Annotated in this window: 10 protein-coding genes and 1 pseudogene; all 11 read left to right on the plus strand. The window is 72.9% G+C overall.

Features of this window, described 5'->3' with window-relative positions:
- The first annotated feature begins 7 nt into the window (after positions 1–7).
- The 11 genes and pseudogenes from ACIP9D_RS09755 to manA all read left to right on the plus strand — a co-directional run bounded on the left by ACIP9D_RS09755 (position 8) and on the right by manA (position 13,126).
- Entirely contained in the window at positions 8–4,288 is a 4,281-nt protein-coding gene (locus ACIP9D_RS09755; RefSeq protein ID WP_350868877.1) for a toxin glutamine deamidase domain-containing protein, read from the plus strand.
- Positions 4,288–4,722, plus strand: a complete 435-nt coding sequence (locus ACIP9D_RS09760; protein WP_350868879.1) for a hypothetical protein — start codon at positions 4,288–4,290, stop codon at positions 4,720–4,722. Before ACIP9D_RS09755 ends, ACIP9D_RS09760 begins: the two co-directional genes overlap by 1 nt.
- A gap of 3 nt (positions 4,723–4,725) precedes the next feature.
- Positions 4,726–5,040 (plus strand): hypothetical protein, encoded by a 315-nt coding sequence (locus tag ACIP9D_RS09765; RefSeq protein WP_350868881.1) that lies wholly within the window; start codon positions 4,726–4,728, stop codon positions 5,038–5,040.
- Between the two features lie 75 nt (positions 5,041–5,115).
- A complete protein-coding gene (locus ACIP9D_RS09770) occupies positions 5,116–5,718 on the plus strand; it encodes a DinB family protein (RefSeq protein WP_350868883.1) in 603 nt (200 codons plus the stop codon).
- Between the two features lie 73 nt (positions 5,719–5,791).
- A pseudogene (gene nfi, locus ACIP9D_RS09775) lies at positions 5,792–6,499 on the plus strand (deoxyribonuclease V); the annotation flags it as partial.
- A 255-nt stretch (positions 6,500–6,754) separates the two neighbouring features.
- Complete coding sequence (locus ACIP9D_RS09780) at positions 6,755–7,915, plus strand: hypothetical protein (RefSeq protein ID WP_350868884.1); 1,161 nt, start codon at positions 6,755–6,757, stop codon at positions 7,913–7,915.
- Between the two features lie 69 nt (positions 7,916–7,984).
- Positions 7,985–9,370 (plus strand): phosphomannomutase/phosphoglucomutase, encoded by a 1,386-nt coding sequence (locus ACIP9D_RS09785; RefSeq protein ID WP_350868885.1) that lies wholly within the window; start codon positions 7,985–7,987, stop codon positions 9,368–9,370.
- Between the two features lie 61 nt (positions 9,371–9,431).
- On the plus strand, positions 9,432–9,617 hold the full coding sequence (locus tag ACIP9D_RS09790) for a Trm112 family protein (protein WP_350868887.1): 186 nt from the start codon (positions 9,432–9,434) through the stop codon (positions 9,615–9,617).
- Positions 9,614–10,810, plus strand: a complete 1,197-nt coding sequence (locus tag ACIP9D_RS09795) for an SIS domain-containing protein (protein WP_350868888.1) — start codon at positions 9,614–9,616, stop codon at positions 10,808–10,810. The genes ACIP9D_RS09790 and ACIP9D_RS09795 overlap by 4 nt, the downstream gene beginning before the upstream one ends.
- Positions 10,811–10,957: 147 nt before the next feature.
- Positions 10,958–11,959 carry a cation diffusion facilitator family transporter gene (locus tag ACIP9D_RS09800; protein WP_350868891.1) on the plus strand — a complete coding sequence of 334 codons (1,002 nt, stop codon included), beginning with the start codon at positions 10,958–10,960 and terminating at the stop codon, positions 11,957–11,959.
- Positions 11,960–11,962: 3 nt separating this feature from the next.
- The gene (manA, locus tag ACIP9D_RS09805; protein ID WP_350868893.1) at positions 11,963–13,126 is read left to right on the plus strand and encodes a mannose-6-phosphate isomerase, class I; all 1,164 of its coding nucleotides are present in this window, start codon (positions 11,963–11,965) and stop codon (positions 13,124–13,126) included.
- Positions 13,127–13,308 lie beyond the last annotated feature (182 nt).

The following is a 13,308-nucleotide window of genomic DNA, read 5'->3' on the forward strand; positions in this document are numbered from 1 at the left end:
GGCCCCGATGAGCCTGCTGCCCAGCCCGGTCCCGCACCCGCTGGACTACTCACCCTGGGACCTGCCCGGCTGGATGTACGAGGCGCTCGACTGGGTGGTCGGCGTCGAGTGGCCCGAGGGGAACGAGCGCGCCGTCTGGGACCTCGCCGACCAGTGGTACGCGGTGGCCGCCGCGCTGGCCGGCCCACAGGCCGACGCGACGGCCGCCGCCGCCGAGGTGCGCAGCGGCTACGGCGGCATCGGCGCGGTGGCGGAGGCCTTCGATGCGGCCTGGCGGCGGGTGGCCGAGGGCGACGAGGCGCCGCTGCCCATCCTGCTGGCGGTGAGCACCGATCTGGGTCGGCTCGTCGAGGAGTGCGGCTGCGACATCGAGGGCGCCAAACTTGAGGTCTGGATCGAGCTGGGCATCCTGGTCGTCGAACTGCTGTCGGTGGCCGTCGCCGCGGCGCTGACCGCCGGCGCGGCCTCACCCGCCGCCGGCGCCGCGATCACCGCCAGCCGCTTGATCGTGCAGCAGATCTTCAAGCGGCTCACCGCGCAACTCGCCCGCAAATCCCTTCAGCACGGGCTCCGCGAGGCCGGCGAGCGGGCGGCCAAACAGGTGACCGAGGCGGGCGTACGCGGACTCGCCCGGCGAGCGGCTGTCGGCGGGCTGACCGAGGCGGGTGAGGAGGCCGGGGTCAGCCTCGCCACCCAGGCGTACCAGAACTCCACCGGCCGCCGGCACGGTCTGGACCTGACCGACCTCGGCGCGTCCGCGGTCGGCGGGCTCGCCGGCGGGGCGGCCGCGCCGCTCGCGGGGCTCGGCCGGCACGCGAGCGGGTGGCCCGCGCGGGCCGGCGAGCATCTGGGCCGGGAGATGGTCGGCGAGGTGATCGCCGAGAACGCCGCCGGGCTGGCGACCGGGCAGGGCCTGACCTCGCTGGAGGACGCGGCCCGGGCCGCCGTCTCCGGTGGGGCCGGCTCGGCGACCGCGCAGGCCGACACCGCCCTCCGGGCCCGACTCGACGGTCAACTCTCCGCGCTGGGGGACACCGCGCTGACCTCGGCCGACCTCACGCCGGGACCGGCCGCTCAGCCGGTGCCGCCGGTCGGTCTGTCCGACCTGGATTTACCTCTGTCCCGCCCGGCGGTCGAGGCTCCGGGGCCGGACGCGACGGGCCACCCCGAGCTGCTGGCCAGCGCGGGCTCGGGCGGTGTGCTGGCCGGCGCGGCCCTGCCGGCGGATCCAGAACTGGCCCGCCCGGCCTCGACAGGCCCCGCGGAGCCCTCGACGCTCGGCCCGCCCGCCGCGAACTCGATCGACAGCACAGGCCGCCCGGCACCGGCCTCCGCCGACGTCACGCTGTCCGGGTCCACGCCGGTCACCGCCGGCGTTGCGGCACCCGAATCCGGGCTCGCCGCCGGTGACGCGGCGTCCGTCCCCGGTCCGGCCGCTGCCGGTGGCCCGGTCTCCGTTCCCGGTCCGGTGCCCGCCGGTGGCATGGTGTCCGTGGAACCGTTGGCCGGCGCGCCAGCAGTCAGCACGCCGGTGGCCGCAGCGCCCGCTGCCGTACCGATGCCGGTGACCGCGCCGACACCGAATCCAGCGCCAGCTCTGTCAACCGTGCCCACCCCGGGCTTCCCGGCGGCGGTCAGCACCGGCACACCGACCACACCGCCGCCCTGGGCATCCTCGATCGCCCCGCCGGCCGCCACCGACAGGGTGGATCGGTTGCCGCCGGGACGTCCGACGGCGGACACGGCGGCTACCGCACCTGCGCCGTCCCCGCAGCCGCTCCGTCCGGTTCCGCCTGCCCCGCCGGTTCCGTTGGCTTCGCCGGTGTCGCCGGTGTCGCCGGTCATGGCGGTGGCACCTGGACTTGTGAGCACCGAAGGACTGCGACCGAGGAGCCCCGAGTGGTACGCCGCTGTCTGGGCGGCCGACCGGGACGCCTTCGAGCGACGCCGCTACCGGGGCCACTTCGAGCACCAGCGGACGAACTACGAGGCGAAACTCCGCCGGGACCGGGCCGCGGAGCTGCGGGTGGCCGCCGACCGCAGCTACGACGAGGCCCGGTGGCTGATCGGCCAGGGACGCGCCATGGCGCGCGCCGCCCGCAACGCCGTCGCGGAGCGACTCTTCCAGGAGGGACGTCGCCGGGAACGCCGACGTCACCAGCAGTTGGACCTCGCCAAGGCGGCGCTGGCCGGCGCCGCCGCGCCGGCCGTGATCGGCGTCGGCGAGCCGGACTTCCGCGAGATCAACGACGACGTCGGCGACCTCGCGCCCGGTGCGGTCGAGACGGTCGACCGTTCGGCGCTGACGGGAGACGACCATCCGCCACCGGTCGACCGGAGCCGTTCCTACGGGCGGCCGGGCGGACTACGCCCGCCGTTGAAGCTGCACCAGACCGACGTCGAGCGGCGGATGCCCCGCGAGCCCGACGGTCGGGTCACCCGGACGGCGGATCCGCGCCGGGGCGGTTGGTTCCGGCTGATGAACGACGGCGGTCCGGCCGCCGATCCGACCCGGGGCATCAACTGCGTCGACTGCACGCTGTCGCTCTTCGACACCTGGATGCACGGCCGTCCCCGGGTGGCCGCGCCACGGACCTTCGACGCCTACGCCGCCGGCGACATCACCCGGCCGCTCAACGGCGAGCAGCACGGAACCCGACGGATCGAGGACGTCACCGGGGGACGGTTCCAGCGGCTCTGCGAGCCCGGCGCCGACGCTCCGCCGGCCCAGCGGCGGCACGCCGTCGACCGCGGCTACCGCAACCTGCACGACCAACTGCTGTTGGGCGGGCACGGCAGCTACGCCTTCGTGGTCAACACCTGGGAGGGCGGCGGTTCGCACATCTGGGTCGCCGTCAACCAGAACGGCAGCGTCCTCTATCTCGACCCGCAGACCGGCCGGATCGCGTCACAGCCGATCTACCGGCACACCGGCGCCCCGTACCCGTACAACGTGGTGGACGTCGACATCCTCGTGCTCGGCCCGGACGGCCGCCCGATGCCGATGTCCGGCCTCCGCCGGGGTCGGTTCAGCGTCCGCCCCGACCTGCCCGAATACCCACCCGCCACCGAGCACGAAGGGTACGGCGATCCGTACCTCAACCGCATGCACCTGATCGCCGGCCCAGGATCGGCCGCAGGAGCGGGGGACGTGCCGGTCGGAGCGATCCTGGCCGGCAGCCCAGACCTCGACGCGGCCTTCGCCGCTGGGGTGGCCCCGAACGAACTGGCTGCCGTGCTGGACGCGCCGACGTTACGGCGACTCGTACCGCAGCTTGACGAACTCGCGGCGCGGGACCTGGCCACTTTCTTCGCCGATCCCCGGGTACGGGGGATGTTGGACGAGTCCCAGCAGAGGCCGCCTACAGAGGAGCCACAGCTCGCCGAGAAACTCGTCCGGCAGGTGGTGGAACGGCCCGACCTGGCGCGCATGATCCTGGCAACGCCCGAGCTGCTCAGCTCGTTGACCGCCCGTCCGCTGACGCTGTACCACCTCAGCAGCCACCAGCAGGCGGTGGACGCGCTCGGTGAGGTGCTCGACGACATCGCGGTACGCGGCGCCGAGACGGTGGCGGCGGAGGCTCCACGCCCGCCCCGACCGACCCCGCTCACTGAGGAGCAACGGCGCATCAGCCGCAGCGTCGCCGTCAAGCCCGATGGGGTATCCCAGCAGGGATTTGCCCATGATCGTCGGACCGACGCCTCCTACCGCAAGCGCTATCTCGACGCCCTGTACCGTGACGCCGCTGCCGCGCAGGTGGACCTGAATCAGCTCGCTATCGCGCTCGCTCATGTCGACGGGGTGCAGGTCGGCCAGCCTGGTTGGCGGAAGCAGCCCAAGGACCGGCGACGGGCCGAGGACAAGGTGAACAAGTACAAGGGCGATGCCTCGTGGCTGCGCGACCTCGCTGCGGCGAAGGTCGAGTTCCGATCCCTCGACCCTCTCTACGCGGCACTCGCCCGGGTACGCGATCACCCCGATCTCGCAATAGTGGGGTTCGAGGATCGGTTCGTTGAGCCCCAGGACAGCGGCTACCGGGACGTGCAACTCATCCTCAAGATGCGGAACGGCCATCTCGCCGAATTCCGGTTGCACCTGGCGAGTCTTGACGAGGTAGCCGTCTGGGAGCACTCCCTGTTCGAAGTGCGACGTGATCTAGAATCTCTCGCACGCGCTGAGGGCCGACCACTGACTCCTGAGGAGCGGGCGATCGTAGCGGGAATTCTGCGTAAGGAGCAGGAGCTCTTCTGGCGAGCGTTGCTGGCGACGTACGAGGAGAACGGTTGATGACGGGAATGCCCGGCCTGGTGCTGCCTTCCTACTACCGCTATTACGAATCCCCGGTCAAAATCGTTGCCACCCCTGATGGTGGGGCGCGCGTCTGGCGGATATCGATAGACACCGGCGGCTGGCTGGAAGAGAACGAGCTCTTCCACGAGATTGTGTTCGCGGTCGGCGGCGAGATCTTCCGTCGTCGGGTTGAAGAGTTCGTGCAGGAGGTGGAGGCCTACCGTTCCCGCTACCTCTCCGGCGAAGGTCCGGTCTTCGCTCTCTACGAAACAATCAAGGCGATCGAGGAGGCGGCCGAACGCGAACGACGTGACTTGACGGTGCAGGAGATTGCCTTGATCCGCGGAATCCGGCGAAAGACGTTCGTCATCTTTGAGGAGCAGCTTCAGCATGCGGGAGATCCGGGAGCCGACCCCGGGTTGGTGGCATAGTCGATGGGGCTGGCCTATTACCTGATCTGCCCCGAGAGTGCCGAAGAGAGTCCGCGCGGCATCTTCGTGATGGACGTGCGCAGTGGGGGCGCGATCCTGTGGAACCATCGCGGGCGCTCCTGGGTCTACGATCCGGGTCTGGTCACTCGATTTCTCGACGACTACCGGAATGCCGACCGATACCAGTCAGTGGAGCGTCAGGTCGTCCAAGGGTTCGTCCGCGATATCACCGGCCAGACGGCGCTGCCGGATGAAGCGGCATTCCGCGCCATGCTGGCAGGCGGCGCCGGCCACCAGAGGGCGAGCGGCGGCCGGTAGCAACGGCCCGTCGTGATGCTTCCGCCCACCTAAACTGGTTGCCGCCCCATTCCCTTCTCGACAAGGGTCGCTGGTATGGCTGATTCGCCCGCTGACAACGCCAACGACAAGCCTGGAGACGGTGCCTCCGCCCCGGGCTTCGCCTGGTCGAACATGTTCGTGCACCCCGACGAGGACCCACGCTCCGAGGGCGGCTTTGACGACGAGCGGACGATTCTCGTCGGGTATCTCCGCGACCAGCGGCTCACGTTGCAGTTGAAGTGCGCCGACCTGGACGCCGAGGCGTTGGCCCGGCGGGCCGTGCCTCCGTCGACGCTGTCGCTGCTCGGGCTGGTCCGGCACATGGCCGAGGTGGAACGTGGCTGGTTCCGCCGGGTGATGGCCGGCGAGGAGGCGCCGAAGATCTACTCAACCGAGAGCGACCCGGACGCCGACTTCAACGGCGCGGTGGCGGACCCCGACGTGGTCGACGAGGCGTGGCGGAACTGGCGGACGGAGGTGGAGTTCGCCGAGCGGCTGGTAGACGAGACGGCCGACCTCGGCGCTCGGGGGCGTACGCGCCACGGCAACGAGATCTCGCTGCGCGAGCTGCTGGTCCACATGATCGAGGAGTACGCCCGGCACAACGGCCACGCCGATCTGCTCCGCGAGCTGATCGACGGCCGGATCGGCCAGTAGGACTCCGGTAGACCATCGTGACCTGCGACGCGGCGATTCCGGCCACCCATCGACCCGGCGGGAGCCGGCCTCGATGAACCACCCGCAGAGCCAACCGCCGGAGGCGAGCCGGGCAACCGTGACGGCGGGTCGCGGCGGGCCGCGCACCGTGGCGGAGGCGATCGCCGTACAGGAGGAGTTGCGGGGCCGGGTCGATCTGGTGGGGCCCGGTCCGACCGCGCCCGCGACGGTGGCCGGGCTGGATGTCGCGTACGCCGAGAGCGGTGACCTCCTGGCCGCGGCCGTGACCGTGCTCGACGCCCGCACGCTCGACGTCGTCGACGAGGCGGTGAGCGTCGGGCGGCCCGCCTTCGGGTACGTCCCGGGGCTCTTCGCCTTCCGTGAGCTGCCCGCGCTGCTCGCCGCGCTGGACGGGCTGACCACCCGTCCCGACCTGCTGGTCTGCGACGGGCACGGGCTGGCCCATCCGCGCCGGTTCGGGCTCGCCTGCCACCTGGGCGTGGTCACCGGCCTGCCGGCGATCGGGGTCGGGAAGACGCCGCTGATCGGTTCGTGGACACCGCCGGCGGCCGAGCGGGGTGCCTGGTCGCCGCTGCGCGACGGCGACGAGGTGGTGGGTCGGGTGTTGCGCACACGCGCCGGGGTGAAGCCGGTCTTCGTCAGCGTCGGACACCGGATGAGCCTGGCGAACGCCACCGACCAGGTGCTCGCGTTGACGCCCCGCTACCGGTTGCCGGAGACCACCCGCGCCGCCGACCGGTTGTGCCGCGACGCCCTCGCCGCCGGGCAGGCAGCCTCCACCCGGGACGCCGTCACGCAGGAAGCCCGGCGTGCTGCCGCCACCCAGGAGGCCGCCACGCGAGAGGCCGGCGGGCGGGAAGCCGCCGGCCGGGACCGGACGGAAGCCGGAGTGGACGGGCCGCCAGGAGGGTAATGCGGCGCACATCCGGGGCGCTCTATGACCAGTGGGCCAGGTGGGGCGGTAGTAGCCTGACCGGCGGACCCCACCCCGGGGTGGAGAGACGGCGAGGTGGTCATGGCGGTACGTCGGCACGCGGCGCGGTTCGCGGCGGTCTGCGCATTGCTGGGCGGCCTGGTCGCGCTCGGCGCGTCTCCGGCGCAGGCCGACGAGGACTCGGTGCGGGTGCGTTCCGCCAGCAGCTTCAACGCCGGCGGCTCCGCGCAGGGCGTGAATGTGGAGGTGCGCAAGCGCACCGACGGCTGCGTGATGCTGCGTACCTCGCTCGGGCTGCGCCTCTCCGGCCTCGCCGCGAACCAGGTCACGGTGCAGGTCAACTACGGCGGACGCTGGTTCCCGGTGCCCCTGGGCGGCGGCGACGGCGCGGTGACCACGCAGCAGACCTCGCCGGCGAAGCCGACCCTCTGCAAGGGCAAGGGCATCACCGTCCGGTACCGGGTCGGCTTCGCGGCCGGCGCACCGGATGGTCGGCTCACCGTGATCGGCGAGGCGACCACCGCGACCGGACGGGAGCTCGGCCGAGGCGCCGCCTCGTCCCGGGTGGTCAACAAGCGCGCCAGCGCCTCCCCGACCCCGTCGAAGAAGCCGTCGCCCACGCCGAGCCCGGTGGCCACCGTGGCGGCTGCCGACGCCGGCACCACCCCGGCCGCGCTCGCCGAACCGACCGGCGGCCCCGACACCACCGCCGCCGAGGAGTCCGGCGGCCTCTCCCCGGTGATGTTCTTCGGCATCGCCCTGGTCGCCGTCGGGGCGTTGTTGATCGTCTTCCTGGTCCGGCGGTCCCGGGCGGACAAGGCCTCGGTCGACGAACCGGGGATGCCGTTGCCGGGCAACCCGGGTGGCACCACCTACCGCTCCGCCGGTGGCCCCTCGGCCGCGCCCGGCAGGCCCAGCCAGGTGTACGGCCAGCCGCCCGTCCCCGGCGGGACGTACGGCGCGCCATCCCCGCGGTCGAGCGGCGGCGTCTACGGTGCCCCGCCGGCCGCAGCGCCGGACGGTGGGGTCTACGGCGCCCCGCCGGCCGGTCCGCCGGACCCGACCCGTGCGCTGCCCGGGCAGCCGGGCGCCCGGCTCCCCGCCCAGCCCGGCCCCGCCGCGCCGACCGGGTCGCCGGCTGCCCCGAGTTCGGCGCCGCCGGCGCCCGGGCTTCCGGGCGGCCCGCCGCCGCCGGCCGAGGGGGGCGACCACACGGTCTTCATGCCCCGGCTCCCCGGCTGAGCGAGGCGTAGCCGGTGCGCTCCGATACGCTCAGGGTGCTTGCCGACCTGCACCCAAGGAGTAGAACCGGTGTCTGATCTGTCCCAGGTTGTGAAGGCGTACGACGTCCGAGGGACGGTGCCGGACCAGTGGGACGAGCGGGCCGCCGAAGCCCTCGGAGCCGCCTTCACCCAGCTGCTCAACGCCACCGACGAGCCCGGCGACGCCGTCGTCATCGGCTACGACATGCGGGCCACCTCGCCCGGGCTGGCCGCCGCGTTCGCCGCCGGCGTCCGCGCCGAGGGGCGCTCGGTCATCGAGATCGGCCTCGCCTCCACCGACCTGCTCTACTTCGCCTCCGGCACGCTCAACCTGCCTGGGGCGATGTTCACCGCCAGCCACAACCCGGCGCAGTACAACGGCATCAAGATGTGCCGGTCCGGCGCCCGGCCGATCGGGCAGGACAGCGGGCTCGCGGAGATCCGCGACCGGGCCCAGGCGCTGCTCGACAAGGGCGAGTCCCGCCCTGCCGGCGAGCCGCACCGCCCGGTCGAGCGCCGGGACATGCTTCCCGACTACGCGGCGTACCTGCGTAAGTTGGTCGACCTCTCGGGTATCCGGCCGCTGCGGGTGGTGGTCGACGCCGGCAACGGGATGGGCGGCTTCACGGTGCCGAGCGTGCTCGGCGACGCCGCGCTCGCGCCGTTGCCGCTGGAGATCGTGCCGCTCTACTTCGAGCTGGACGGCAGCTTCCCCAACCACGAAGCCAACCCGCTGGACCCGGCGAACCTGGTCGACCTCCAGCGGGCGGTGGTCGAGCACGGCGCGGAGATCGGGCTGGCCTTCGACGGCGACGCCGATCGCTGCTTCGTGGTGGACGAGCGGGGTGAGCCGGTCTCGCCGTCGGCGATCACCGCCCTGGTCGCCGCCCGGGAGCTGGCCAAGCACCCCGGTTCCACCGTCATCCACGGCCTGATCACCTCCAGCGCCGTCCCGGAGATCATCCGCGAGCACGGCGGAGAGCCGGTGGTCGCCCGGGTGGGGCACTCCTTCATCAAGGCGGAGATGGCCCGCACCAACGCGATCTTCGGTGGCGAACACTCGGCGCACTACTACTTCCGGGACTTCTGGTTCGCCGACACCGGCATGCTCGCCGCCATGCACACCCTCGCCGCGCTCGGCGAGCAGTCGCTGCCGCTCTCGGTGCTGGCCGGCGAGTACGAGCGTTACGTCGCCTCCGGCGAGATCAACTCGACGGTCGCCGACCAGGCCGGCACGGTGCGCGACGTACGCGCCGCCTACCCGGACGCCGAGGCCGACGAGATGGACGGGCTCACCCTTCGCTTCCCGGACGGCGCGTGGTTCAACCTGCGTGCCTCCAACACCGAGCCGCTGCTGCGACTCAACGTCGAGGCGCCCACCCAAGCGCGGATGATCTCTCTCCGCGACGAGGTGCTCGACCGGGTTCGCCGATAAGATCGCCTGCGCCGCCGGCACCGCCGACGGCTGAAGCCGCACACGTGGAAGGAGCCGCGCCGTGGCCCTGGATCCGCAGTTGCTCGAGATACTGGCCTGTCCGGACACGCACCACGCACCGCTCGACTACGACGCAGCGGCGCAGACGCTGACCTGCACGGAGTGCGGCCGGATCTTCGAGGTCCGCGACGACGTGCCGGTGCTGCTGCTGGACGAGGCGCGCGGCGGTCCGGGGCAGCAGCCGTGATCGACGGTACGGCCGGGGTCAGCGGTAACCGCAACGCCGACGAGGCCCTGCTCGACGACGCCGCCGCGCTGGCCGAGCGCGACCCGGGCGGCATGCTGCGGCACACCGCCTCGGCCGGCGCGCAGGTGCGCGAGTCGGCGGCACTGGCCGCCGAGGCGAACCTCGGGGTGCTCGCCGACGACGGGCGGCCCCGGGCCGTGGTGATCGCCGGTATCGGCACCGCCGGACGCACCGGGGACGTGCTCGCCACGGTCGCCGGACCCCGCTGCCCGGTGCCGGTCATCGCGCACCGCAGCGCCGGCGTGCCCGGCTGGGTCGGCGCCGCCGACGTGGTCATCGCGGTGAGCGCCTCCGGTCGCAGCCCCGAGGCGTTGGGCGCCGCCGAGGCGGCCCACCGGCGGGGCGCCCGACTGGTCGCGGTCGGCGCGCCCGACTCGCAGCTGCAGTCGGTTGCCGAGCGGGCCCGCGCCCCGTTCATCCCGGTGCCCCGGCGCGCGCCGGCCCGGGCCAGCCTCTGGGCGCTCACCGTCCCGGTGCTGCTCGCCGCCCGTTCGCTCGGGCTGGTCAAGGTCAACGAGGCGGACCTCGCCGAGACAGCGGCCCGGCTGGACGCGGACGCCGACCGGAGCCGGCCCACCGCGGAGTCCTTCGTCAACCCGGCCAAGTCGCTCGCCCTCGGCCTGTCCGGATCCATCCCGATCGTCTGGGGCTCGTCGCCGCTGGCAACGGTCGCGGCCCGCCGGTTCGGCGACACCCTCTCGGCCAACGCCCGCTACCCGGTGGTGACCGGGGCTCTGGGCGAGGCCGGCCGGGGGCGGGTGGGGCTGCTCGACGGCGTCTTCGGCGGCCTGGTCGAGGGGGAGCGGGACATCTTCTCCGACCCCGACGAGGACACCAGCGACGCGACCCGGCTACGGCTGGTGCTGTTGCGCGACGGCGGACTGAACGCGGAGGACGACACCGACGAGCCCCTGGCGGTCGAGGAACGCCGCGCGGAGGCGGTGCAGACGCTGGCCGAGCGGCGTGGGGTGCGGTGCGACGTGGTGACCGCCGAAGGCGGCTCCGCGCTGGAGCGGCTCGCCTCGCTGATCGCCGTCCCGGACTTCGCCTCGATCTACCTCGCCCTGGCCCACGGGCTGGACCCGATGGCGGTACCGGCCATCACCGAGATGAAGGAGCTGTCGAACCAGTGAACGAACGCAGTGAGCGGCACGGAGCGCTGGACGCGGGCCGCGCCGCACGGCGATGCGGAGCGGTGGCGTGAGCGAACGCAGTGAGCGAACCGGCCGGCTCAGCAGCGCGGCGTCTCGCGCCGCCGTGCAGCGAAGCGGAGCGGTGGCGTGAGCGCCAGCGGCGGAAGCAAGGCGATCGTCGCCGCCCTGCTGGCCAACGTCGGCATCGCCATCACCAAGTTCGTCGCGTTCCTGCTGACCAGCTCCTCGTCGATGCTGGCCGAGGCGATCCACTCGGTCGCCGACTCGGGCAACCAGGCGCTGCTGCTGCTCGGCGGCAAGCGGGCCAAGCGGGAGGCCACCCCGCAGCACCCGTTCGGCTACGGCCGGGAGCGCTACATCTACGCGTTCATCGTCTCCATCGTGCTGTTCAGCGTCGGTGGACTGTTCGCGCTCTACGAGGCGTACCACAAGTGGCACGACCCGCACGGGATCGAATCCTGGCAGTGGGTGCCGGTGACCGTGCTGGTGGTGGCCATCGTCATGGAGTCGTTCTCCTTCCGGACGGCCATCAAGGAGTCCAACCTCGTCCGGGGCAGTCAATCCTGGGTGAGGTTCATCCGCCGGGCCAAGGCCCCGGAGCTGCCGGTGGTGCTGCTGGAGGACTTCGGCGCGCTGGTCGGTCTGGTCTTCGCCCTCTTCGGCGTCAGCATGACGCTGGTCACCGGCAACGGTGAGTGGGACGCGGCCGGCACCGCGATGATCGGCGTGCTGCTGGTGACCATCGCCGCGGTGCTCGCCGTCGAGACCAAGAGCCTGCTGCTCGGCGAGGGCGCGGAGGCGCACGACCTGGCCGCCATCGAACGGGCCGTGACCGACGGCCCCGAGGTCGAGCGGATCATCCACATGAAGACGCTCTACCTCGGGCCGGAGGAGCTGATGGTCGCCGCGAAGATCGGCGTGCCGCAGTGCGAGACCGCCGAGGAGTTGGCGGCCGGCATCGACGCCGTCGAGGCGCGGATCCGCGCCGCGGTGCCGACCGCCCGGGTCATCTACCTGGAGCCGGACATCTACCGTGCCGACGCCGCCCGCGAGGGCAACGGGTCCGCCTCGTCGGCCGCCGCACCGCAGGACGCGTCGGACGAGGCGGCCGGACGGCCCGGGAGCTGACAGGTGGAACTGCTACACGGACCGATCCGGGACTACGCCTGGGGTTCCCGCTCCGCCATCGCCGCCCTGCAGGGGCGTCCGGTGCCGAGCGACGGGCCCGAGGCGGAACTCTGGCTCGGCGCGCACCCGGGCGCCCCAGCCTCGATCGAGCGCGCGGGCGCTCGGGTGAGCCTGACCGACGTGCTGGCCGCCGAGCCGGAACTCTGGCTCGGCGACCGGGCCGTCAACCGGTTCGGCACCCGGCTGCCGTTCCTGCTCAAGGTGCTCGCCGCCGACGCGGCGCTGAGTTTGCAGGCCCACCCGGACGCCAAGCAGGCCCGGGCCGGGCACGCCGCCGACCTGGCGCGCCCGGCCGGGGAGCGCAACTACGTCGACCCGTACCCCAAGCCGGAGCTGCTGGTCGCGCTCTCGGACTTCGAGGCGCTCTGCGGTTTCCGCGACCCGGCGGCGTCGGCGGCGGCGCTCGCCGCGTTCGGCGTACCGGCGTTGGAGCCGGTCGTGGCCGCGCTGCGCTCCGGCACGGCGGGGCTGCGCACGGCGGTACGCACGCTGTTGACCTGGCCGCAGCACGAGCGGGCCGGGCTGGTGGCGGCGGTGGTCGCGGCGCCGGCCGACGGGCCGGACGCGGCGTTGGCCCGCGAGCTGGCCGCCAGCTATCCGGCCGATCCGGGAGTGCTGGTCGCGCTCCTGCTCAACCACGTGCGGCTGGAGCCCGGTGAGGCGATCTGGATGCCGGCCGGCAATCTGCACGCCTACCTGCGCGGCACCGGCGTGGAGATCATGGCGGCCAGTGACAACGTGCTGCGCGGCGGCCTGACGCCGAAGCGGGTGGACGTCGACGAGCTGCTGCGGGTGCTGCGCTTCGAGGTGCTCGACGAGCCGGTGAGTACGGCGCATCGGGTGAGCCCCGGGGTGGACTGCTGGCCGGTGCCGGTGGACGACTTCGCGCTGCACCGGGTCACGGTGGGCACCGAGGTGCCGGCGGCGGAGCTGACGGTGGCCGGTCCCCGGGTGGTGCTCTGCGCGAGCGGCTCGGTGACGGTGGACGACGGGTCGGGCGCGTTGACGCTCGCCTCGGGCCAGGCGGCGATCGGTGGCGCGTCGGGAGGTCCGGTGCGGATCAGTGGATCCGGTGAGGCGTACGTCGCCTCCTCCGGCCTGCACTGAACGCCGACGCAACGGCCGCCGCCGTAGCGGCAAGTCCGACTTTCCCGAAATGGCTTGACGAGTAGCTCGCGCAGTGTGACTCTATGAGTACGCAGCGTTATCGCGACGACGGTCCGAGAACGTGCGGGGAACCAAACCGGGGGGATGCACGGGGCGGCCGGGTGGTGGGCGGGAGACCGTTC

It is taken from the genome of Micromonospora sp. NPDC093243, assembly GCF_044753725.1.
Lineage (GTDB): Bacteria > Actinomycetota > Actinomycetes > Mycobacteriales > Micromonosporaceae > Micromonospora.